A 23155-nucleotide genomic window follows, 5' to 3' on the forward strand; every position below is an offset into this window, starting at 1 on the left:
GCAGTACATCGACAACTGGACCCTGCTGACGGACCTGGGGCTCATCCTGAAGACGGTGCCCGTGGTCATCACCGGCAGCGGCGCCAGCTAGCCACGGGCTCAGGAGGGGTTCACGCCCGCCACCAGGTAGAAGCGGAACTCGCCCGAGTTGACGCCGTATGCCACGTCCACGCCCACCAGCGGCAGCACGACGCTGCGCAGGAACAGCCGCAGGCCCACGCCCACGCCCTGCGCCACCGTGGCGTTGCCCAGTCCGCCCTCGGACTCGGGCAGGTAGCCGCGCACCACCCGCCCGTTGATGTCCCGCAGCAGCCGGTCCTCCGGGAGGCTGCGCCACATCAACAGCCCCGTGTCCGAGAAGCCCACGCCCCGGAAGGACAACGAGCGGATGGTAAAGAGCGGGAAGTGGTACTCGGCCGTGAAGGACAGCCGCGTGTCTCCGCGGAACTGCCGGTAGAGGAAGCCTCGCAGCGAGTTCGCGCCCGCCACGAACTCCTGGTGGAACGGCAGGTCCGTGCCCGTCACCGTCTCTCCGCGCAGCACCAGGTTGTGCTCCTCGAAGAAGCGCACGCCGTGCCGGTACAGCAGCCCGAAGCGCCGGTAGCGGAAGTGGCTGCCCACCCCCGGGTTCGACAGCTCCAGCGAGCCCTCGATGTTCAGCCCCTCCATGACGGCGTGCAGGTTCTGCCGCGTGTCCACCCCCACCATCAGCCGCAGCGAGGTGTCGCGCTGCGCCGAGCCCGGCTCGAAGGCGGGCTCCGTCACCGGCATGTCCTGGCTCGGCTCCTGGGCGTCGATGAGCATCACCCGGTACCTGGCGCCCACCCGCACCCGCTCGGCGATCATCGCCGACAGCTCGCCCGCCGCGGAGGCCGAGTTCAGCCGCGTGCGGCGCACCACCTCGGGCACCTCCTGGCTCGCGCCCGGCCGGAACTCCTCCACCCGGTCGCTGCGCAGCTGGCCCTCGAGGCTCAGCCGCAGCGGAGGCCAGCCGAACAGGTTCGGATCCAGGAAGCCCACGAAGAGGCCGCTCTCGGCGGTGCTGATCTGCAGCGCCGTCGCGAACTTCTTGCTGCGGCCCCAGAGGTTGCTCTCCGCGTACAGCACCCCGCCGCCGATGTTCCCGTTCGACACCGAGAAGGTAGGCGCCACCACCCACGAGGCCTTGTCCTCCACCTGGAGCACCAGCCGCACCCGGCCATCTCCCGTGGGCTGGGTGCTCACCTTCACCTCCTGGAAGAGCCCCGTCGCCAGCAGCCGCCGCTCCACCCGCGTCAGGTCCTCGTCGGTGAGCGTGTCGCCCGCGTCGATGCGCGAGTACGCCTCCACCGTCCCGGGCAGCGTCTTCTCCGTGCCGAGCACGACCACCTCGCTCACCACCACGCTCCGTGAAGGCTCGGGAGCGGGTGGGGGCACATCCAGCGTGGGTGGTGGCGGGAGCTCTCGAGGGGGCGCTGCCTCCGTCTCGGGCGGAGGTGGAGGGGCCGCCTCCTGAGCCCCCGCAAGGGAGGCTCCGAGCCCCAGGACCAGCGCCATGTATCCACTCGCCCAGCGTCGTCTACTCATCGCTCGTTGCACGCGCACCGCTCTCTCGTGAATCGCCGGCCCTCGTCCTCCAGGGTCATAGCTCAAAGAGGCGCGGGGCGAAGGCGCACCGAGGCGCGGGAGCGCATTGGCTTACAGTGCGAGCACCAGGGCGCGGACCTCTTCGTCCTCCGGAATGGGCGAGAGCGCCCCGCCCCGGAGCCCTCGTGCGCGCTGCCGCTCTCCGCCGATCCGCAGGGACTCGGCCAGCAGCGAGCGCGCCTGATCTCGCCGGCCCTGCAGGAAGGCGATGTACCCCGCGTTCCACAGGGCGTTGGAGCCGTGAGGGCCGCGCTCCAGCGAGGCCGCGATCTTCGCGCTCGCCCGCTCCAGGAACGCCTGCGCCTGGTCGCGCTTCTCCGCCCAGAGCCGCTTCGCCTCGAGGATCAGCAGCGCCCCCGCATCGTTGAGGGCGTCGGCGACACGCTCGCGCACCGAGTCCTCCGTGGCCGCGCCGTACCGGTGCGCCACGACGTCGTAGGCGGCCAGGGCCTCCTCGAGCCGGTTCAGCTTCCAGAGGATCTCCGCCTTGCACACCAGCCCCCGAGCCACCTCCGCTCGCACCTCCGCCTCGCTCGCCTCGCCGTAGCGACGGTCCAGCTCGTCGAAGGCCGCCACCTCCTCCTCGCGCCGCTCCAGCCGCCCCAGGAAGATGGCCTTGTACGCCAGCGCCTTGGCCACCTGGATGCGCACTCCCAGGGGCTCGCTCGCGCCGACATAGCGCGGAATCATCGCGTCATAGACGGCCAGCGCCTCCAGGGTCCGCTTCAGGTTCCCCAGCACGACGCCCTTGTAGAGGAACGCCTCGGCCACCGCCTCGCGCAGCGCCGGCTCGCTCGCGCCGTCGAACCGGCGGAGCAGCTCGTCGAAGGTGGACACCATCTCCTCGGAGCGGTGCTGCTGGCGCAGCACCTCGGCCTTCTCCAGCAGCGCCTTGGCCACCTGCTCGCGCAGGGCGGGCTCGCTCGCGTCGCCGTGCCGCCGCACCACCTCGTCCTGGGCGGCCAGCTCCGCCTCGGCGCGCCGCAGCAGGTCCTCGGTGCGCGCCTGGCTCTCCCGCGCGGTGGTGGCCAGCTCCTGGATCCGGGCATCCTGCTCCTCGCCGAAGCGCTGGAGCAGCACGCCGTAGGTGGCCAGCGCCTCCCGGGGGCGGTTCGAGAGCCGCAGGACGATGGCCTTGCTCAGGAGCGCCAGGGCCGCCGTGTGGCGCAGCACCGCGGCCTGCGCGCCGCCGTACCGCTGGACCACCTCGTCGTAGAGGGCCAGGCTCTCCTCGAGCCGGCTCAGCTCTCCCAGGGCGTCGGCCTTGGTGAGCAGGGCACTGGCCACCACCACCTGCAGCCCCTCCTCCGGGGTGCCGTCGTGGCGCCGCAGCAGCTCGTCGCTCACGCCCAGGGCCGCCTCGGGCTGCCCCAGGCCCATGAGGGCGTGCGTCTTGTGCACGAGCACCTTGGCCACCAGCTCTCCCAGCTTCGCGTCGCCGCCGCCGTCGTAGCGCCGGAGCGCCTCCTCGCAGGCGGCCAGGGACTCCTCGAAGCGCTCCTGCTGCCCCAGGGCGATGGCCCTGGCGATGAACGCCCGCGCCACCTGCACCCGCACGGCCAGCGCGTCGGCGCCCCCGAAGCGCTGGATGACCTGGTCGGTGAGGGACACCAGCTCCTCGAACCGCCCCTGGTCCAGCAGCGCGTTGCCCCCGTCGATGAGCGCCTGGGCTGCCCGCTCAGGTGGCTCCGCCGCGCTTGCTCCCACAGAGCGTGGGCTCACTCCGTTCTCGACAGCCATGGGCTCCTCATCCGGTTCTACTCGACGTGACTGCCTCCCCCCTGGCCTGCTGCCGCCGAGCATAGAGCGGACCGACCGCTCGTGCGATACCCGTCGACTTGCCTTCCGACCTCGGAGCTTCGAGAGTGGCCACGGGAAAACCCATCGGGGAGGTAAGCACGTGAACAAGGTCCTGGTCGGGGTCGGCATCGGCTGCGGTGCCATCGTCGTCATCGGAGTCGTCGCCGTGGTGGCCGGTGGCATCTGGGCCAAGGGGAAGCTCGAGGACGTCGCGCAGGAGATGAACCAGGGCGGCGAGAAGATGCAGTCGCTGGAGCAGCGCGTGGCCGAGATGAACCAGCGCTACTCCTTCGCGGCGCCGCCCAAGGGCCAGCCGCTGCGGCTCACCGAGGAGCGGCTCCAGGAGTACCTCGCGGTGCGCGCGTCCCTGAAGCCGGTGCTCGACGACTTCCAGGTGAAGGCCAAGAACTTCGCTCCGCCCAAGGGGGAGCAGCCCAACCTCGGCAAGAGCATCCAGGCGCTCGGGATGATGACGAACCTGCGGGCGGACCTGAGCGCCAAGTGGCTCGACGCGCTCGATGAGCGGAAGATGTCTCCCCGCGAGTTCCACGCCATCACCGCCGCCGTCTACACCTCCGAGTGGAGCAAGGCGAAGGGCGAGCTGCCCAAGCACCAGCGCACCATGCTCGAGCAGCTCCGGTCGGGCTACCAGAAGCAGGCCGAGGACTCGAGCCTCACCGAGGACAAGCGCGAGTGGGCCCGCCAGCAGATCGCCGATGTGGACAGGAAGCTTTCCGCGCTGCCCGCCGCGAACACCCCGCCGCCCGAGTCCCAGAAGGTCTACGAGGCGAACGCCGCGCTCGCGCAGAAGTACAAGAAGAAGATCGAGGAGGCCTCCAGCGCCGGGCTCGACGTGCTCCTCGTCGGCAACGGCAGCGAGCTGGGCACCGCGCTCCAGGATGCGCTCGGCGGCGACGCCCAGGACCCGAGCGTCGAGCAGGTCGAGCCGCCGATGGAGGAGGAAGAGTAGGGGAGACCCGCGGCGGACTACTTCACGGGGAGGGTGAAGCGCGGGTGACCTGAAGAGTGTTCCCGCGGGCTCGGAGCCGACGTACAGTCGGCCCATGTCCGGTCGCCGTCGCATGATGCTCGGGGTGGGAGCGCTCGTCCTCGTCGGAGGGGTGCTCGCGGTGGTCCTGCTCCGAGCCGAGCCCTCCCCGGGCAGGAGCTTCGAGCCCCTGCCCGTCACCTCCACCTCCTCGGAGTCCGAGCTGGCCGTTCCCTACGTGGGCGCGGCCATGCCGCTCACCGCTCCTCCGGCGCCCACCGAGCCCGTGCGGCAGCTTCCTCGCGTCACCGTCGAGCGCAGCGCCTCCGCTCCCGCGGGTGCCTTCTCCGGTCGGGTCGTCTCCGCCTCCTCGGGCGAGGGCATCCGCGGCGCCGAGGTCACCCTCTCGGGCCCCGGTGGCGCCACGTCCCTGGTGACGGACGCTGAGGGGCGCTTCGAGTTCCGGCCTTCGGTCACCGGTGTGTACCAGGTGGCCGCCATCCGCGCCGACGGCTTCCTGCCCTTCGGCCCGGAGTGGGGGCGGAGCCCGATTGCCCTGTCCGCGGTGGAGGGTGTCCAGGTGCGTGACGTCGTCATCGCGCTGACGCCGACGCCGGAGCTGGTGGGGCAGGTGCTGAGCGCGCAGGGAGCGCCCCTGCCCGGGGCCACCGTGCGCGTGCTCACCTCCCGCGCGGGAGAGACGGTGCTGTTCCCGGTCAAGGACCGCTTCACGACGGACGAGCGCGGCGAGTTCCACTTCACCGCCCACGAGGGCGCCCGGGTGGAGGCCCGGCACCCCCAGCACGGCGTGGCGCGCGTCCGCGTCTATGACGAGGACCTCGCGAAGCGGCGTGTGGAGGTCCGCATGCCCGCGGCCGGTGAGGAGGGCTCGCGCTTCGAGGAGGCCCGCGTCGAGGGCCGCGTCCTGGCTCCGGACGGGACGCCGGCCTCGGGAGCGCTCGTCTCCGTGATGTCCGCCGCCAGCGCCTATCCCCAGGAGTACGGCACGCGGGACGGCTACCAGAGCGTCGCGGAGACAGACGGGAGCTTCGTGGTCGAGGGCATCGAGGCGGGGCTGTATGACGTGTCGGCGATGGCGCCGGGCTTTGCTCCGGCCCGGACGCTGGATGTGCGTGTGCCCGCCAGCGGGCTCGTGCTGCGGCTGGCGGGAGGTGCCAGGCTCGCGGGGCTCGTGATGGAGGACGGGGGTGGCCCCGTGCCGGCGTTCGTGGTCAACGTCATGCTGCGGCAGGGGCCGCTCGAGCGGTACGCCTTCGCCCAGGCGCGCTTCATCGACGCCCAGGGCCGCTTCGAGTTCGGCGGGCTGAAGCCCGGGAGCTATGTGGTCCAGGTGAGCGCCGCCGGCTTCGTGCCCTCGGAGCGCGAGGTGGAGGTGACCGAGGGAGCCCAGGAGGTCCGCGCCGACGTCATGCTCGCGCGGGGCGCGCGGCTCGAGGGCCGGGTGCTCTCGGCCGGCTCGCGGCGTCCCATCGCGGGGGCCCGGGTGTCCGTGGAGGCCTTGCGGTCCGCCGACGCGCTCGCGCCCCTGTTCGATGCGGTGAGCGGCGCCGACGGGGCCTTCTCGCTGGAGGGCATCCCCGGCTCGGGCGTCACGCTGAATGTCTCCGGCCCCGGGCACAACACCCGCATCGTCTCGAATGTCCGGCCCGGGGCTCCCCTGGAGATCGAGCTGACGGCCACGGCCCCGGATGCCGGGCCGGTGGTGGAGCTGGTGGGCATCGGAGCCGTCCTGAGGCCCCGAGCAGACGCCCTCGTCGTGGGCGAGGTGTTCCCCGGCGGCGGCGCCCAGGCGGCGGGCATCGTCACGGGGGACGAGCTGGTGCGCATCGATGGAACGCTCATCACGGACATCGGTTTCACGAGCGCCGTCCAGCGCATCCGCGGCCCGGAGGGGACCCAGGTCCTGCTCGGTGTGCGCAAGGCCGGCCAGTCCACCGTGAGGGACATCTCCGTGCCCCGGAAGAAGCTGGGCCTGTGAGGCCGGGCGCAGTGAGCGGGTGAAGGCAGGGCACCTACCTGGGTAGCGCCTGCCCCCCCGCCCGAGCGCCTTTCGAGGGAAGTCCTGAAACCGGGGAGCGGTTCGACGCACTTCTCGCGTAGAGTTCCGGGGCTCGTGGCCTCGGTTCGCCCGGGCCTTTCAATCGATATCGACGGAGTGAAGAGATGAAGACAGGTGTGTTGGGCCTCGTTCTGGGCCTGATGTTGGGAGTCGGCGTCGGACGGATGATCTGGACCACCAGCACCGGCCCGACGGACGCGGCGAAGGCTGGCGCGCAGGTCGCCGCGGCCGCTCCACAGGCCCCGCAGGCCCCGGCCACTCCGCCCCCGCCGGCGCAGCGGCCGATCCTCTCGCCCACCGTCTTCAAGGTCCCGCTGGAGGAGTCTCCCACCAAGGGCCCCGCGGACGCGCTGGTGACGATGGTGGAGTTCACCGACTTCCAGTGCCCGTTCTGCGCTCGCGCCAACGCGACCATCAAGCAGGTCCAGGAGGAGTACGGCGACAAGCTGCGCCTGGTCGTCAAGCAGCACCCGCTGCCGTTCCACCCGCGCGCGCGTCCCGCGGCGCTGGCGTCCCTCGCGGCGCACAACCAGGGCAAGTTCTTCGAGTACCACGACAAGCTGTTCGCCAATCAGAAGGCGCTGGATGACGCGAGCCTGGAGACCTTCGCCAAGGAGGTGGGCCTGGACGTCAAGCGCTGGAAGAAGGACCTGGCCGACCCGAAGCTGGCCGCCATCGTGGACCGCGACGAGGCGCTGGCCAAGTCGCTGGGCGCGGGCGGCACGCCGGCCTTCTTCGTCAACGGCCGCTTCTTCTCGGGCGCGCAGCCCATCGAGGTGTTCCGCGCGGCCATCGAGGAGGAGCTGGGCAAGGCGCAGATGATGGTGAACGAGGGGATGAAGGCCTCGGAGATCTACGCCTCGGTGCTGTCGCACGGCGTGACGGCGCCGCCGCCGCCGCCCGAGCCGCCGGTGCAGAAGGTGGACGTGGGCTCGGCGCCGGTGAAGGGCTCGAGCGACGCTCCGGTGACGCTGGTGGCCTTCTCGGACTTCGAGTGCCCGTTCTGCTCGCGCGCGGCCAACACCGTGAAGCTGCTGGAGGACGAGTACAAGGGCAAGCTGCGCGTGGCCTTCAAGCACCAGCCGCTGCCGCGTCACGCGAACGCGAAGCTGGCCGCGGCGGCCTCCATGGCGGCCCACGAGCAGGGCAAGTTCTGGGAGATGCACGACAAGCTCTTCGCCAACCAGACGGCGCTGGACCGGGCCTCGCTGGAGCGCTACGCGCAGGAGCTGAACCTGGACGTGGGCAAGTTCAAGGCGGCGCTGGACTCGAACAAGTATGACGAGCAGATCGCCAAGGACTCGGAGCAGGGCACGCAGGTGGGTGCCAGCGGCACGCCGACCTTCTTCGTCAACGGCCGGCAGATCGTGGGCGCCAAGCCCATCGAGGTGTTCCGCCGGGTGATCGACGAGGAGCTGAAGAAGTCGGGCGTGGCCTCCGCGAAGTAGCGCGGAGGGGCCCGGGGGCCGAGGCGAAGGGTCCCCGGGTTTCGTAGTAGGCTCGACGGGGCATGGCTCGCCGCAAGAAGCTGGATGAGACGCCCGCTCGAGTGACCAACCTGATCGCCCTGGACGCCGCGTTGATCATGCGGCGTCTGGAGGCTCGACGGGACGAGATGTTCACGCTGTTCTCGCGGCTGCGCAGTCGCGAGCCGATGCTCAGCACCATCACCACGCGATTCACCAGCGCGACCTTCCATGACCTGGTGCACCTGCCGGAGCGGGAGCAGGCGGTGGTGCACGCCTTCTACGAGCGGCTGGACGAGATGCGGTGGTACTTCACGTACACCGAGGACATGCCCAGCACGGTGCAGCAGACCTTCACCGCGCTGCATCGGCGGCTGGAGGAGGCGTACCGGCACCTCGTGGTGGCGCTGGGGCCGCCGGTGACGCCGGACGCGGCGGTGGTGGTGGAGGCCGAGCCCGTGCGCCAGGAGCCGCAGCCCACGCAGGCGGCGCTGGCCCGGCCGTCGCGCAAGCGCGCCTCGCCCGTGGCCTGAGCAGGTCAGGGCTCGAGTCCGCTCCCGCGTCCGGTCCGCCCACCTGCCGGGCGCACTTCGTACGAGCTGGTCTGCTTGTCATACCAGTTCGGTACCGGTTCGCTCACAGGGCACCTCCCTGGCTGGGCAGTCGGCGTCAGCCGGGCTCGGTGACTTCTCGAAGCTCGCCGTCGGTGAGCCGGAAGACCGCGAAGCAGGACGCGCCGTGGGCCACGTGGTCCAGGCAGCGCACCGTGGACATCCGCCCCGAGGGTAACTGGAGGGCTCCGCGATAGGCCTTGTGCATATGCCCGCACAGCACCAGCCGGGGCTGCAGCGCCTCCACCACGAGCCGGGCGTACTCGTTGCCCACCGCGTCGTAGCGCATGCTGCGGCGCTGCTGCTCGAAGTCCTTCTCGTCCGCCGGATCCACGAGGCCCGAGGGCCATTCATGCAGCAGCAGCACGTCGGCCCGCTCCAGTGCCAGGGCGCGCTCCACGTCCTGCTCCGTGAAGCCGGCGAAGGCCTTGGGCGAGACGGTGCCCAGTCGATCCACGGACGGTCGGGGGCGGCGGAAGGTCTCCTCCTGGAGGATGCCGGACAGCCCCGCGACCCGGAGTCCGTGCGTCTCCACCGTCCCCACGCGCCCCAGGTACCGGCAGTTCAGCGTGAGCTCGAAGCCGTCCGGGGCGCTGTCCAGGTAGCCGTAGGGCTCGTGGTTGCCGCCGATGAAGTAGACGGGCCACGGGAACCGCGCGCGCCTCGAGTGGAACTCCGAGAAGTCACCCAGGTGCTTGTACCTCGCGGGCGCCGCCATGGTGGCCAGGTCCGCCTCGTGCCGGTGGGGCTCGAAGTCCCCCACCTGGAGCACGAACGCCAGCTGCCGGTGCGACTTCCGGCTCCACTCCTGGAGGAGCCGGACCATCTGGTGCATCCGGCCGTGCACATCACCCACGGCGGCGAAGAAGACGTCCTGGGAGCGGCCAGTCATGGCGGTGAAGCTCCATGTGAGAGGGCGGCGGCCCAGGACGCATGCTTGCGCCGCTTACTGACCTTTCTTCTCCGGCGTCGCGGGCGTGGCCGGGGCGGCCGGCTTGCCCCCCGACGCCTGCTCCTTCGCCCAGGCCGCGATGAGCTCCTTCTCCTTCTCCGGGGTGAGGCCGGCGCGCATCTTGTTGCGCCGCTCTTCGGGCAGGCTCTGGAAGTACGCCAGCGTGTCCTTCACGGTGACGGAGCTCGGCCGGAACTTCAGCCCGGACTGCATCGCCTTGTCCACCGAGCGCAGGTGGAAGCCCTTGTACTTGCCGACCGGCGGCGCCCAGATGGGGATGTCCCCGTCACCATCCTCCTTGTTCTTGATCAGGAACTCCGAGGGCACCCAGGCCAGCTTCGTGTCCTTGCCCGTCGCCTCCTTGCACGCGGCGAGCACGCCTCCCATCGTCCACGGCTTCTCCGGTCCCGTGGCGTTGTAGATGCCCGTGAGCTTGTTCTCCATCACGACCACCAGCCACTCCGCCAGATCCCTCACGTCGATGAGCTGGATGGGGTCCTCCGGGCTGCCCGGCGCGAGCATCTCGCCGCCCCGGTCGAAGCGCACCGGCCACCAGGTGAACCGATCCGTCGGGTCGTCCGGGCCGACGATGTAGCCGGGGCGCACGTTGGCCACGCGGCCCGGCAGGGCCTTCTCCACGGCCTCCTCGCACAGCCGCTTCAGGCCGCCGAAGTTCTCGAAGTTCTTGCCCATGGTCTCCACGGTCGGGTCCGCCAGCTTCGCCGTGGGGCCGCTCTCGTCCTCCCAGGGCACGTCGTTGTTCGCGTAGGCCGAGATGCTCGAGATGTAGACGTAGTGCTGCACGTTGGGCGCCAGCAATTGCGCGGAGGCCCCCACCATGCGCGGGTAGTACCCCGAGTTGTCCAGCACCGCGTCCCACTTGCGGCCCTCGAGCGCCTTGAGGCCCGTGCCCTTCTGAGGGTCTCGATCTCCCTGCAGCTTCTCCACGTCCGGGAACAGCTGCGGCCGCGTCTTCCCGCGGTTGAAGAGCGTCAGCGTGTGGCCTCGGGCCTGCGCCGCGTTGACGAAGGCCGGACCCAGGAACCCCGTGCCACCCAGCACGAGGATCTTCAGCTTCTTCTTCACCGGCACCCGGGACTTCTTGGCCGGGCCCGCCAGGGCCTCGGAACCCATCGCCAGCATCGAGGCTGCGGTCAGCGAGTACTGCAGGAGTTTCCTGCGGGAGGTGCTCATGAAAGGCTCTCGGTAGGTGGGTCCGCCTGGACCCGAGTTCACGCGCGGACGGCTGCGCGGGCGCGGAACACGCCGACCCCGTAGGCCATTCCAAGCACCACGAGGCACATGACTCCCAGCACTACGTAGCGGGAGATCAACGTGTCGACGCTCCAGCCGAAGGACTCCGTGAGCGTGGAGGGATCGCTCAGGCCTCCGCGCTCGAACTGGCCGAAGGGGATGGCACTCAAGTCACTCCGGGCCCTCCACCAGGTCTGGAATGCGTCCGTGAAGGCCGCCGCGCCGATGACGAGGAAGCCCCACCGCAGCCCCCCTTTGCGCAGCGCGCTGTCCGGCCCTGCGTAGAGGGTGGTCATCAGCAGCGTGCCCAGCACCATGCACCCGGCATCGCCTCCGAAGTAGACGAAGGACTGGGCCCGGGCCCGGCCGATGAGCAGCGTGCCCACGCACTGGAGCACCAACAGCACGATGCCCGCGATGAGCTGGGGCCGCTGGCGCAGCTTCCACCCGCGCCAGGTGAGCCACACGAGCCCCGCCGCCAGCAGGGCGGAGAGGAACGGATAGCGCATCATCGAGACGGGCGTGAGCCAGGGGCCCGGGAAGGCGAGGAAGCCGCACAGCCAGGCCGTCACGGCATGCCCCAGCTCGTGGATCCACATCGAGAGGAAGATGCGCAGCAGGCGGTTGCCCATGCCCGTGGAGTGGAGCACCCACATGAGCACCAGCGCCGACGGGATGGCGAACGTGCGGATCCTCAGCTCCAGCCGCGCGTCCTCAGCCGCCCCTTCCCACCGCAGTGTTTCCTGAGGCAGGTGCGGCGGGGGCTCGGGCTCGGGTGGCGGGAAGGAGGGAGGGGCCTCCTCCGCGAGCGCCACCCTCGCGGCGCGCGCCTCCGCCTTGTCGTAGAAGACGCCGCACCGGGGGCACTCCGGCGCCGGAGCCCGGGGAGCCCCGCAGCGGGGACAGCTCGAGGAGAAGGTGCGCTCCATCCGCGCCAGTCTACACGGTGGGCGCGGCGCGAGCCTCCGCGCGCCCTCTGCGCTCAGTGGAACTCAGCGCACGTGGAACGTCACCGACGACATGCAGGTGTCGGGATGGTCGTCACCCTCGTAGGTGGAGAGCAGCTCCAGGCGCACCTTCTGGACCTTCGCCGGAGCGGGCAGCTTCACGCGGTAGTGCTCGGCCCAGTTGATCCGCTCGTCCTGCGTGGTGCACGTCTCGTCCCCACAGGGCCCCTCCGACGTGTCCGGGGGCTCGGAGCGGTTCTCCTCGAAGACACGCGCGGGGTGATCGGGGAAGGTGAGCTCGTAGCGCTGCGCGTCCACATACAGCGCCACGGCCTTGGGGCGTGCGTTGCCCATCGCCCGGCGCATGTCCTTGGCGTAGTAGGGCACCACGTCCACGGCCACCAGCTCCTGGGGTGATGGGAACTCGAACGTCACGGACTCGCCCGTGCCGTCCTTCGCCGCCCCCTCGCACCACGCGGTGGCGCCGTCCCGGTCGACGAGCCGCTCCGCTCCGTGGCACACGCGCTTCTTACCCTTGCCCTCGCACAGCTGAGACGAGGCGCTGACCTTCATGTCCGTGGCGGCGAGCGGGTGGCTCCCCGCGGGCGCCGAGCCGCCCTTGAACTCCACCTCGAGCACGACGGGCTTGGAGGGAGTGGCCGGCTCGGCTGCCAGCGCGAGGGGGGATGACAGCAGGGCAAGGGCGGAAAGGAGCGGACGCATGGAAACCTCCGCTCCCCAGCATACCCCTGGCGGCTACGGAGGACCCTCCGTGACGGGCAGCGACACGAACGGACCACCGCTGACGGTGCCTGGAGGAGGCATCGCCCCATACGGGGTGCTCAAGGTGACGTTCTTGTAGACCGTGGAGCCGGACTCCATCCGCTGCGGAGCCGGCGCGGGCAGGTTCACCTGGGTGCCGAACCGGAGGTAGCGGGCCCACGCGCCGCTGGCGGGCGTGTAGTGCCCCTGCGCGCAGCTCGCCGTTCCGCTGATCGCCTGCGCCTGGTAGAGCCGCGACGAGCCGTAGCTCACGGGGGAGCACGTGGGGGCCGCGGGAGCGGGCTCGAAGGAGTTCCAGAGCACGCACCCGTCCACCACCGTGGCTGGAGCGCTCGTCTGCTCGTTGGAGCTGGCGTAGGGGATGTACCAGCCCGCTCCCCACGGCGCGGCGCTCGCCTCCGGCTGGATGACGGTGCCGCCGCTGTCGAACTGCCCCACGCCCACCAGGTCCGCGTCCGTGAACATCGAGGCATCGAACAGGCTCGCCTCGGCGTCGGTGTTGAACGTCCGGTGGGGCGCGCCGCCGTAGCTCCAGATGCCGTAGAAGCGCTGGGGCGTCGGGCTCGTCTGCCGGGTGTAGCTGACCTGCTGCCAGGTGTTGACCACCGTGCGGCAGCTCCACGCCGTCACGCTCCCATCACAGACGTACTCGAGCGCGCCGTCCAGGTTGTTCATGCAGCCGTTCGCGGCGTCGTTGTTCCACGACAGCTGCACGCTCGCGCCGGCGCACGAGGGGGCCGCTCCGCCCTGGAAGGTGCTGGCGTAGCTCTGGGCGAAGCCCGAGTAGGCCGTCGTGGAGGCCGCGGTCAGCTGCCCCCCGCGACGGACCTCGAGCGTGGTCTGCGCGGCGCAGCCCTGCGCGGCGCAGGCGCGCGGGTTGCCCAGGCTGCACCTGCTGCCCGCGTCCAGCTGGTTCTGGCTGTCTCCGGTGCCCACGAAGGTGCGCAGGAAGCCTGTGTCCGGCTGCACCACGTTGGTGGCGGTGGTGCTGAACGGCCCGCGCAGCGCGTCCGGGTGGCTGGTCAGGCCCGCCAGGTTCGCGACGCGGAACGAGCGGGCCGCGTGCCAGTTGGTCACCTGCTGCGTTGCCGGGTTCCACACGCCGGGCTTCCAGAAACGCACCGCCCAGAGCTGTCCGCCAAAGTCTCCCACCGTGGCGGTGTCGAAGAGGGAGTCCTCCTCCGCCGCCGCGGAGTACGAGCTGCCCACGTCCGCCAGCGCGAGGCCCGCGGCGAACGAGGAGGTCAGGTACTGGGAGCGGTTCTTGCCATCCTGGTGGAAGAAGCTCCACACCGTGTGGCCGCTCGCCAGGTCCACGATGGCCAGGCCCCGCCCTCGCGTCTGGTACGTGTCATGGCCGCCGTTGAGCGCCACCACCCAGCGCTCGCGGGCCGGGGTGGAGTCGATCACCCAGGGGCTGTCGACGACCCACCCATAGTTGGAGTCGATGGCGCGCAGGGCGTCATCGGCGCCAGGCGTGAGGGCCACCGGGCCGATGGGCGGAGGCTGGGGCGCGAAGTTGCTGAAGCTCTCGCCCACCTTGAGCGCGAGCGGATCGCACGGTTGCGGCCACATCCACAGGAAGTCCCCTGCCTGGTTCGGCACTCGGAAGCCCGTCTCTCCGGGCGCCTGGCCGAGCAGGCGCGTCAGGTCCAGGGCGAAGCGGTGCACGCCGCCGCGGCCGGTGCCCACCACCGCCACCGTGCGGTACTCCTGCCACTGCTTCACGCCATCCGCGGGCTCGCCACCCATACCGTCGAGCCACGCGTCGCGCACCATCGCCGTGCCGTCCACGAAGGAGGCGTGCTTGCCGAGGTTGGGGCGCAGCCTGGGCAGCAGGTCCGACGGGATGAAGGCCCACAGCTCCTCGCCCGTGCCGGCGTCGTGGACGGGCCGCCCGGAGGAGTCCACGCCCGTGCTCCGGCCGTTGAGGAAGGCGTGGAGCATGCCGCCGTTGGAGCCCACCAGCACCACCTTGTCCCGATCGCCCGCCTCGGCCACGTACTTGTCATAGGCATCCACCACCATCCCGGGCTGGTTGGGCACCGAGTAGTTCTGCTGCAGCCCCGTCGCGCCGCTGAAGAGCGCCGGCAGGCACTGCGTGGAGTCGGCGCACTCCTGGCGGCGCTGTGGCGGCTCCACGCTGATGGGCGTGGAGTGGAAGATGTCGTGCAGCAGGAAGGGCCTGTCGTACGAGCGAAGGGAGGGGTCCACGTTCAGGGCGTCCGCGCCGCGGTACCAGCGGATGACGAGCCGGGCGCACTCGTTCGGCGTCAGGAAGGCCACGCCGAGCCTCGTGGCCAGATCCGCGCAGTCGTTGGGGTTCTGGCTGATGTTCATGTACTCGCGCAGGATCGCCGCGTTGGCCTCGGTGAACTCCACCGGCGTGTCCCGGCGGTCGAGCTTCCCGTCCCCGTTGGTGTCGACGAGGGTGAAGATGCGGCGGGTCTGCCAGCGGCTCGTCGGCGCCGTGGAGGGCTTGAGCGCCTTGCCCGCCTCCCAGAAGGGCACGGCGGACGTGAAGGGCGAGTAGAGCTTCACGAACGAGCCGTCGGCGCTCTCGGTGACGGGGTCGCCCGCGGCATCCAGCAGCGCGGTGTCGTCACAGTCTCCGTCCCCGTTGAAGTCGCCCACGAAGGCAGAGAGCGGATCGCACCCGGCCAGGCGCTCCTGGACGAGCTGGAAGCGGTAGAGGAAGCCCTTCCAGGGCTGGGTGAAGTCCCGCGAGGGCTCGAGGCGGGGCACGAGCACCGAGGCCGCCGCCCCGTTGCGGGTGTGGCTCTCCACGGCGGCCGGGGTGAAGGACGTGGCGCGCCGCTGCACGTTGTGCGTGCTGAGGATCTGCTGCAGCGCCTGCTGGAGGCTCTCCCCGTCGTAGGCGGTGAGGTACTGGCCACCGCCCACCTCCGCGGTGTGCTTCAGCAGGTTGCTCGAGATGCCGAAGCCGATGGTGTAGATGTTCAGGCTCTGCTTGCCGCGGGTGTCGAGCGCCCCGACGATGGGCGGCGTGCTGCGCTGCAGGTCCTGCTCGTGGAGCACCTTGGCCACGTCATCCAGGTAGTAGTTGGGGTTGTCGTCGGAGACGTTGGTGGGGTTGGTGCCCTTGTCTCGCAGGGAGAGTGAGCCGCCCGCGCCGCAGGGCATGCTGTCCGGGCAGTACACGGGGCCGCCGTTGACGGTGCGCAGCCTGGTCGCCAGGGTGCTGCTGACGGTGTCGCCGCTGGGCTCGCCGTCGGTGAGGATGATGACCGAGGAGGTCTGGCAGCCCCAGCACACGGTGCGGCTCTCCGTGCTGAGCGGAGGGGGCTGGAACTCGGTGGGATAGGTGTAGGCCGTCCCGAAGGCGAAGACGTCCCGGTACACGTCCTGGCCGGAGGTGAAGTAGTAGCCGATGTTGAGCAGCGACCTCGCCAGCGGCGTGCCCGTGGTGAACGTCAGGCCGTTGATGGCGTTGATGTACGAGGCGCGGTGGGAGTCGAAGGCGCTGGGGTCCGCGAGGAGCTGGGAGCAGGAGGGGCTCTGCGGCTTGAGCATCGTGCTCAAGGTGGGATTGGAGGGGGCGGCGAACATGCTCATGCCCACCCGCGAGCGATGGATGTTCTGGATGGCCTGCTTGAGCGCCGCGCGGAGGCTGACGTACTTGGGCGGGTTGAAGTTGAGGAACCGGCCCCAGAAGACGAAGTCCAGGCTGGTCAGCGGCGGGCTGTCACGCCCGATGGCTCCCGGCAGCTTCCAGTAGCCCTTGGTGCTCAGGCACTGGAGGCATTGGGCGTAGGTGGCCGCGTTGGTGGTGTTCCAGGAGGGCACCTGGGACTGGCAGGCATGCTCCTTCGTCTCGAACTGGTAGGACGGGTTGGAGCTGCTCCCCCAGTACATGTAGCCGTAGAACTTGCTGTCCTGGAACAGGTTGGGGAAGCCGTAGTCCGAGCCCAGGCCGGTGCCCACGTCCGGCACGGAGTACTGGATGGCCGGGTCCCACCCGCGGCTCGCCGAGAACGCATCCAGGCGCGGGTTGTCACAGCCGTTGGTGGTGATATCGAAGAAGTTCCTGTGCTCGCTGTTGGTGAGCTGCGGCAGCTCCTGCATCGAGGCGGACGTGTCGATGAGGAAGTGGACGTTGGCCGGCACGCCCGGGGCGTTGAGGAGCCGCTCCTCGGCCGAGGCCTCCTGGCTGCTCAGCACCTCCTGCACCAGCGAGGTGGTGAGCTGGCAGCAGGCAGGGCTGTTGATGGAGGGATTGCCCAGCTCCGCGGACGCAGTCCCCGCGAGGCCGAGCACCAGCAGACCGAGACACAGACGCTTCATCGTGAGCTCCCTTCGAGGGGATCCGGACCGCGACGGCCCGGCTCCTTAACATGGAAACCATGATTTGCGTTAATTGATGGATATTCCTGATGAGCGCTGCTCCGCCCGTGCTCCCGCGGGCATGGCTTCAGCATCTGACGCTCCGCGTGAAAAACCCCTCGCGTTCGCGGCGGGTTCGTTACAACGCAGCCGCGTCCAGGGAGAACCCGGACGCATGAAACGAAAGGGAATGGCTGTGATGATGCGGAACACGCAGTGGCAGACCCTGGGCCTGGTGGCCGGACTCATCCTCTCGGTGGAGGCGGCGGCCCAGGAGATCGACAGGCCCGTGAGCTCCGGCGGCTTCGGCACCGTCGGGCAGGTCGTCATCTCGGACGATCTGTCGGGCAGCATCGGCTACACCAGCGGCGCGGGAGACGCCTTCTTCATCCGTCTCAACCCCGCGGCCGACTACTTCTTCAAGGAGAACCTCTCGCTGGGGGGCTACGTCACCCTGGCCACTGCCTTCCAGGACGGGGAGGATCCGCTGACGGTCGGCCTGGGCGTGCGCGCCGGCTACAACATCCCGCTCAACAGCACGGTGTCGGTGTGGCCGCGGCTTGGGCTCGCCGTGGGACACACCAGCCCGTTCGACCGGACCTTCCTGGAGATCTCCCTCACCGGCCCCTTCCTCGTGCACCTGGCGCCCCACTTCTTCGTGGGCGGTGGCCCCGGGCTCGTCACCCAGCTGGGGGACGACACCGTCGCCACCCTCAGCGTCAGCACCCTCGTCGGCGGCTACTTCTAGGCCTCGGCGCGCCACGCCCACCTGAGCCCACTCCAGGGCACGCACGCGCCTCTCTAATGATGCGGGTGCGGCGTGGCGGAAGTTTTCCATCCTGCCAGGACGAGCAGGCGAGCATGCACCGAGCCGTGGGCGTTCTGGTCTAGGCTCCACGGCTGGACTCGCATGCGCTCCCTGCTCGTACTGCAAGACATCTGGAAGGCCCCGCTCGCCGCCGTGCTGTTGCTGCTCTCCGTGCCCGCGCAGGCGGCGGACGTGCGGATCGGCCTGGGGTTGGATCTGTTCACCGAGAGCTCGCGGATGGCGGGCCATCAGACGATCAACGGCGCGCGCCGGGATGAGTCGTTCGACTACAAGAGCGACGGCTTCCTGGCGGCCTCGTTGAACCTGAGCGTGCCCGCGCCCATCTCCCCGAAGGCGCGCATGGGCGCCGGCGTGAAGCTGTTCGGCAACTACGGCTCGGGCGGCGATCGCGTGTTCGGCTTCGGCCTGCTCAACGAGGCGTTCGTGACGGGCGAGTATGGCCTGCCCATCGCGGACAAGACGGAGGCGGTGTTCGGCGCGCGCGGCGGGCTGGCGATGCTGCTGCCCGGCAAGGAATTCCAGCTGGAGATCGACCGGCTCAACCAGGAGGGCGTGGACGCGTGGAGCGTGCCGCGCTTCGGCTGGCTGGCGGGCATCTCCGTGGGCGCGCGGCGGAGGATGAGCGAGCACATCCTCTTGCGCGGGGACGTCTTCGGTCAGCTCGAGCGGGTGCTCCTGTTCGCCACGACGCAGGACATCCAGGGGCTCGAGTTCAACAAGTCGTGGAGCACCTTCGGTCTTCGCCTGGGGCTCACCCTGGGCATCGAGTTCGCCCTCTGACGAGGGCTTCACCCCCCACCACGGGAGTCGCGGATGAACCGTCCTCTCACGCTGGTCCTCAGCACCCTGGTCGTGCTGGGCGCCGCCTGCACAGGCGAGCCAGCCTTTGATCCCGAGCGCCTCGCCGTGGGCCCGGGTGGCCTGGTCGGCAACGGCGAGCCGCTCACCTCCGGCAACTTCGAGGGCGGCAGTGACGTGCTGCCCGCGCCGCGCCAGGTGGAGACGCCGCCGGACGACACGCGGCCGCCGGACTGCGAGGGCGCGTGCGTGTCGTACTGCAACGCGGCGAACCTGAAGAACCCGGTCAACCGCGGGCTGTGCCGCAGCCTGTGGGGGGTGGGGCTCAGCCACCGTCCCATCGAGTTCGCGGAGGCGTGCCGCCGGCTCTTCGTGGACATGATTGGCCGGGTGCCCACCGCGGAGGAGGCCGAGTCCACCTGCAGCGGCAACTGGGGCGAGACGGTGAAGCAGCTGATGGAGAAGCCGGAGTTCATCTTCATCAACCAGCGCCGCGCCGCCGACAAGTTCCTCTACAGCAACGAGGTGGTGAACATCCAGGCCATCTACGACATGGATCGGCTGGTGGAGAAGCTCTACCGGGGCAAGGTGGCGTACGACCAGTTCGCCGCGGTGGTGAGCGCGCACCCGGTGCTCACGCGCCGCCACGCGGACGCGGGCGACAAGGTGGATGCCCTCTTCGAGCTGTTCCTGGGCCGGCCGCCCTTCGAGCACGAGCGCGCGGACATGTCCCGGCTCTACGGGGTGTGGCACTCGGGCTACTACGACCACCCGCAGCTGGGGCGCATGCCGGACGCGTACGTACGCTTCCGCTGCCTGGCGCAGGACGGCAAGTCGGTGGACCCGGTGAAGAAGGGCGAGTGCACCAGCGTGCTCTGGGGCTACCACGAGATGATCTTCACCCCGGACGTGCGCGCCGCCACGGACCGGCAGATCAACCAGCTGACGCTGTGGAACGGCCTGCTCAGCGTGGACGAGTGGTCTCAGGTGCAGACGCCGGGCCGGGTGCTGGCCCAGGAGGTGCCCTTCTGGGAGCACGCGGTGGACCAGGTGCTCGAGCTGTACCTGGGCTACGAGCTGTCGCCCAAGGTGCCCGAGGTGCGCGCCGAGCTGGTGCGCTACCTGCTGGAGAACCAGGGCGACATCCGCTCCGTGCACTACGCGGTGCTGACGTCGGCCGCCTACCTCCAGTCCGCCTTTGGCAGCACCACCACCTCGTACCGGTGGTCCTACGGGCCGCTCAAGCAGATGGACGCGGAGGTGTGGATCGACTCCATGGCGCGTAACTCCGGCTACGCCAGCAGCGCGTGCGATCACCGCATCAGCCAGCCGGAGAACCTGCTGCGCAACGGCAGCATCGCCTCGTACCGGGTGCTCTCCACCTCGCGGTGGCGCATCGACGACAAGGGGCAGGTGGACAAGAGCTACGCGGACCTGGCGCGCACCCTGGGCGGCTGCCCGGAGAACATCGTCGGCGGGCGCTTCCACGTGGTGAGCATCCTCACCACCGGCACGCAGCTGGCCTTCGTGGGAGACCTGTGCAACCCCTCGCTGGACTCGAAGGCGAAGAGCGCCCCGCTCGAGAACCTGGTGCCGGAGGGCGTGGGGGGCGACCGCGTGCTGACGGCGGACCTGGCCGAGCAGATCGCCGCGAAGCAGTACCGCACGCTGCTGGGCCGCTCTCCCACGGGCGAGGAGCTCGCGGAGGCACGGGAGGCGGGCACGCAGTGCGCGCGCGACCGGTGCACCGCGGAGCAGTTCGCCCGGCCACTGTGCTTCGCGCTGCTGTCCAGCGCGGAGCGTCTCTTCTACTGAGCCACGGAGCCATTGCCCATGTCCGACGAGACGAAGAAGCCATTCACGCTCGGCCGCCGCAAGCTGCTCCAGGGCCTGGGGGCAGCCGCCTCCGCCGCGGCCCTGCCCACCTTGTGGCTGCCTCGCAATGCCGCCGCGCAGACCTCCGCGGTTGGCACCGTGGAGCACCTCATCTACATCCGCCTCGGTGGCGGCTTCCGCTTCACCACCGCCTTCAACGCGGACGTGTCCGAGGAGTTCAACCCCTTCGGCCGCTCCTCCAAGCGCGCCCCCGGCACCGAGTGGGGCGTGAGCGCGCTGCTGGACCGCGCCAGCTGGCTGGAGGGCGAGGAGAACGCCGCCCGGGTGGATCTGGGGATGCAGCCGGTGTCCGCCTTCTCCAACGAGATCTGCGTGCTGCCGTGCGTGGACCATGAGCCGTTCTCCGCGCGCGCGGACGGCAACCACGGCACCGGGCTGGAGCGCTTCCTCACCGGCTACGTGGGCGGCACCACCAGCTTCCTCACGTACCTGAACTACGGCCTGCGCGAGAAGGTGGCGGCGGAGGCCGCGCAGGGACGGACGATTTTGCCGGCCTTCAGCCTGGGCGAGGCGGGCATGGCCCTGGGTGCCGGCATCTACGCCGGCTACCGGCCGCCCGTGCTGGACGGCAGCGGCTTCGAGCGCTTCGCGTTCGATCCGGACTCCAGCCTGCCGGACTGGGCCTCGAAGATCGCCGGCAACCTGGACAGCCGCTTCCGGGCGAGGCTCCACACGGGAGTGCGCTCCGGCGTGGAGGCCTACCAGGGAACGCGCGAGGCCACGCGCGCCTACGGCCGCATCTTCCGCGACCCCATCCTCCGGGTGAACGCGAACTCCACGGACGCGGTGGACGGCATCAGCAACCGGGACCTGGTGACGATGCTGGGCGACGACACCACGGGCCGCCAGGTGGTGCTCGGGCTGCGGCTGTTCCACTTCGGCTGCCCGGCCGTCTTCCTCAACCAGGGCTTCTACGACTACCACTCCGACGAGGACGACAGCCTTCCGGACGAGCTCGAGAAGGCCAACCAGTTGCTCAGCGGCCTGCGCGTGGCGCTCAAGCGCATGCAGCACCCCAAGGGTGGCGACTACTGGAGCCGGACGCTGGTGGTGCTGGGCAGCGAGTTCGGCCGCACGGGCAACGGGGGCAAGTTCAACTCCGCCGGCGGCAGCGACCACTCGAGCGATCTGGCCACGCGCTGGATGTCCATGCCGATGATGGGCGGCATCATCGACCAGGCGGGCAAGGGCGGGCGGCGGCTGGGCGAGACGCGCGCCTCGGACCTGCGGGCCCTGGGCCCTGTCTACACCTACCGCTCCGTGCTCAAGACGATGATGGACCTGCTCGGCGCGGACCACGGCACCGTCTTCCCGGCGGACAACCCCATCCAGGATCTGTTCACATGATGCGCACCACGACTGCTTCCGTGCTCGCCGCGCTCCTGCTGGGCTGCGGCGGTGCAGGCACCTACAAAGAGCCCGAAGGGACCATCACCTTCGACCCCGAGCGTCCCGACATGGCCTCACCGGGCACGGTGGCGCCGTACGCGGGGACGAACGCGTTCGTGCTGGAGGCGCAGACGCGCATGCCCACCGGCATGGACCTGCAGCGCAAGGTCATCCTGCGCACCTGCGGCCCCACCAACGGCGTGTGCCACAACCAGAAGGAGTACCCGGACCTGCACACCACGGGCACGTTCGCCAGCGCCATCAACGCGCCGTGCAACCTGCAGCCCGGCACGTTTGGCTCCGTGTACGACCGCTGCGAGCGGCTGGGCGATCGCTTCAAGATGACGGAGCAGAAGTTCAAGGAGATCGAGATCGGCTGGTACGAGGTCATCGTCGGCGCCTACGTGGAGTACAAGGACAACGAGACGCCGCCCTCGGACGCCGCCGGCTTCCACCTGCACCTGAGGGACCCGGTGCCGCTGGACAAGGGCCGGGCGCACTGGGGCACGGGTGCCTTCCTGCGCAACTTCGTCAACGCGGATGGCAACGTGGAGATGCTCTCGTTCGCCAACTACAACACGCGCTGGTGGGTGCTGGATGACGGGCGGCACCTCTACGGCGAGGTGCGCGACTACCAGGCCGAGGACATGGAGGAGCTGCAGGCGGTGGGCATCATCCAGGGTGACCAGAACCGCAACGGCACCTTCGGCGCGCGAGAGGGCCAGTCCGTGCCCCTCATCAACCCCGGCAAGCCGGAGGAGAGCTACCTGGTGGCGCGCATGCGTGGGCACATGCAGGGAGACCCCATCCCCGGAACCCGCATGCCGCTGGCCAACCAGCCGCCGTCGGTGACGGACATGCTGGCCATCATGTGCTGGATCGAGGGCCTGGACCCGAACGCCAAGGCGTGGAACCTGTCCTCCTCCATCAACTACGCGGGGTGCTCCTACTCGGCCAACCCGGAGGCGCTCAGCCTGGTAGGCGCGGGCGTGCACTTCGCGGACCGCGTGTGGCCCATCCTCCAGTCGAGCTGCGGCGGCTGCCACGGCGGCTCCAACCCTCAGGCGGGGCTGGATCTGCTCTCCCCGGGTGCGTGGAACCGCCTGCAGGCCTTCTCCCTGCAGAACCCGACGCTCAAGCTGATCGACTCGGGCCGTCCGGAGAAGAGCTACCTGTGGCTGAAGCTGGCCGGTGATGGCAGCGTCTCCGGCAGCCGCATGCCGCTGGACCCGCTCAACAGTGGCAGCCGCTCGCTGCCCCAGGACCAGCTCGACAGCATCCAGACCTGGATCCTCGCCGGCGCGCTGAACGACTGAGCCGCTGAGCCGCCAGGAAGGCCAGTCTACAGCAGGGGGCTGACCCGACTCGGGAGCCCCCGGTGGCGGCGAGCGC

The 23155-nt window shown here is 70.1% G+C and carries 16 protein-coding genes; 9 read left to right on the top strand and 7 right to left on the bottom strand.

Annotation, left to right across the window (positions count from 1 at the left end):
* Positions 1–99: 99 nt before the first annotated feature.
* Complete coding sequence (locus tag KY572_RS36445; RefSeq protein ID WP_224248312.1) at positions 100–1536, bottom strand: BamA/TamA family outer membrane protein; 1437 nt, start codon at positions 1534–1536, stop codon at positions 100–102.
* 141 nt (positions 1537–1677) lie between these two features.
* A complete protein-coding gene (locus KY572_RS36450; protein WP_224248313.1) occupies positions 1678–3348 on the bottom strand; it encodes a tetratricopeptide repeat protein in 1671 nt (556 codons plus the stop codon).
* 178 nt (positions 3349–3526) lie between these two features.
* On the opposite strand from KY572_RS36450, the gene KY572_RS36455 reads away from it, so the two are divergent.
* From KY572_RS36455 to KY572_RS36470, 4 genes are all read left to right on the top strand, one after another.
* Complete coding sequence (locus KY572_RS36455) at positions 3527–4396, top strand: hypothetical protein (protein WP_224248314.1); 870 nt, start codon at positions 3527–3529, stop codon at positions 4394–4396.
* Positions 4397–4490: 94 nt separating this feature from the next.
* On the top strand, positions 4491–6413 hold the full coding sequence (locus KY572_RS36460; RefSeq protein ID WP_224248315.1) for a carboxypeptidase regulatory-like domain-containing protein: 1923 nt from the start codon (positions 4491–4493) through the stop codon (positions 6411–6413).
* Positions 6414–6610: 197 nt separating this feature from the next.
* On the top strand, positions 6611–7942 hold the full coding sequence (locus tag KY572_RS36465; protein ID WP_224248316.1) for a DsbA family protein: 1332 nt from the start codon (positions 6611–6613) through the stop codon (positions 7940–7942).
* Positions 7943–8004: 62 nt separating this feature from the next.
* A complete protein-coding gene (locus KY572_RS36470) occupies positions 8005–8493 on the top strand; it encodes a hypothetical protein (RefSeq protein WP_224248317.1) in 489 nt (162 codons plus the stop codon).
* Positions 8494–8629: 136 nt separating this feature from the next.
* On the opposite strand, the gene KY572_RS36475 is transcribed toward KY572_RS36470, so the two are convergent.
* The 5 genes from KY572_RS36475 to KY572_RS36495 form a co-directional block, all read right to left on the bottom strand.
* Positions 8630–9463 carry a metallophosphoesterase gene (locus KY572_RS36475; protein WP_224248318.1) on the bottom strand — a complete coding sequence of 278 codons (834 nt, stop codon included), beginning with the start codon at positions 9461–9463 and terminating at the stop codon, positions 8630–8632.
* Between the two features lie 54 nt (positions 9464–9517).
* Entirely contained in the window at positions 9518–10717 is a 1200-nt protein-coding gene (locus tag KY572_RS36480; RefSeq protein WP_224248319.1) for an SDR family oxidoreductase, read from the bottom strand.
* A 38-nt stretch (positions 10718–10755) separates the two neighbouring features.
* Positions 10756–11706 (bottom strand): hypothetical protein, encoded by a 951-nt coding sequence (locus KY572_RS36485; protein WP_224248320.1) that lies wholly within the window; start codon positions 11704–11706, stop codon positions 10756–10758.
* Positions 11707–11769: 63 nt separating this feature from the next.
* Positions 11770–12447 carry an NADase-type glycan-binding domain-containing protein gene (locus KY572_RS36490; RefSeq protein ID WP_224248321.1) on the bottom strand — a complete coding sequence of 226 codons (678 nt, stop codon included), beginning with the start codon at positions 12445–12447 and terminating at the stop codon, positions 11770–11772.
* 33 nt (positions 12448–12480) lie between these two features.
* Complete coding sequence (locus KY572_RS36495; protein ID WP_224248322.1) at positions 12481–16812, bottom strand: pilus assembly protein; 4332 nt, start codon at positions 16810–16812, stop codon at positions 12481–12483.
* 214 nt (positions 16813–17026) lie between these two features.
* Between KY572_RS36495 and KY572_RS36500 the strand changes: the two genes are divergently transcribed.
* The 5 genes from KY572_RS36500 to KY572_RS36520 all read left to right on the top strand — a co-directional run bounded on the left by KY572_RS36500 (position 17027) and on the right by KY572_RS36520 (position 23079).
* Positions 17027–17599, top strand: a complete 573-nt coding sequence (locus KY572_RS36500; RefSeq protein ID WP_224248323.1) for a hypothetical protein — start codon at positions 17027–17029, stop codon at positions 17597–17599.
* Positions 17600–17761: 162 nt separating this feature from the next.
* Complete coding sequence (locus KY572_RS36505; RefSeq protein ID WP_224248324.1) at positions 17762–18460, top strand: hypothetical protein; 699 nt, start codon at positions 17762–17764, stop codon at positions 18458–18460.
* Positions 18461–18493: 33 nt separating this feature from the next.
* Entirely contained in the window at positions 18494–20293 is a 1800-nt protein-coding gene (locus tag KY572_RS36510; protein WP_224248325.1) for a hypothetical protein, read from the top strand.
* A gap of 18 nt (positions 20294–20311) precedes the next feature.
* The gene (locus KY572_RS36515; protein WP_224248326.1) at positions 20312–21721 is read left to right on the top strand and encodes a DUF1501 domain-containing protein; all 1410 of its coding nucleotides are present in this window, start codon (positions 20312–20314) and stop codon (positions 21719–21721) included.
* Positions 21718–23079 (top strand): hypothetical protein, encoded by a 1362-nt coding sequence (locus KY572_RS36520; RefSeq protein WP_224248327.1) that lies wholly within the window; start codon positions 21718–21720, stop codon positions 23077–23079. Before KY572_RS36515 ends, KY572_RS36520 begins: the two co-directional genes overlap by 4 nt.
* Positions 23080–23155 lie beyond the last annotated feature (76 nt).

It is taken from the genome of Hyalangium gracile (assembly GCF_020103725.1).
GTDB classification, from domain to species: domain Bacteria; phylum Myxococcota; class Myxococcia; order Myxococcales; family Myxococcaceae; genus Hyalangium; species Hyalangium gracile.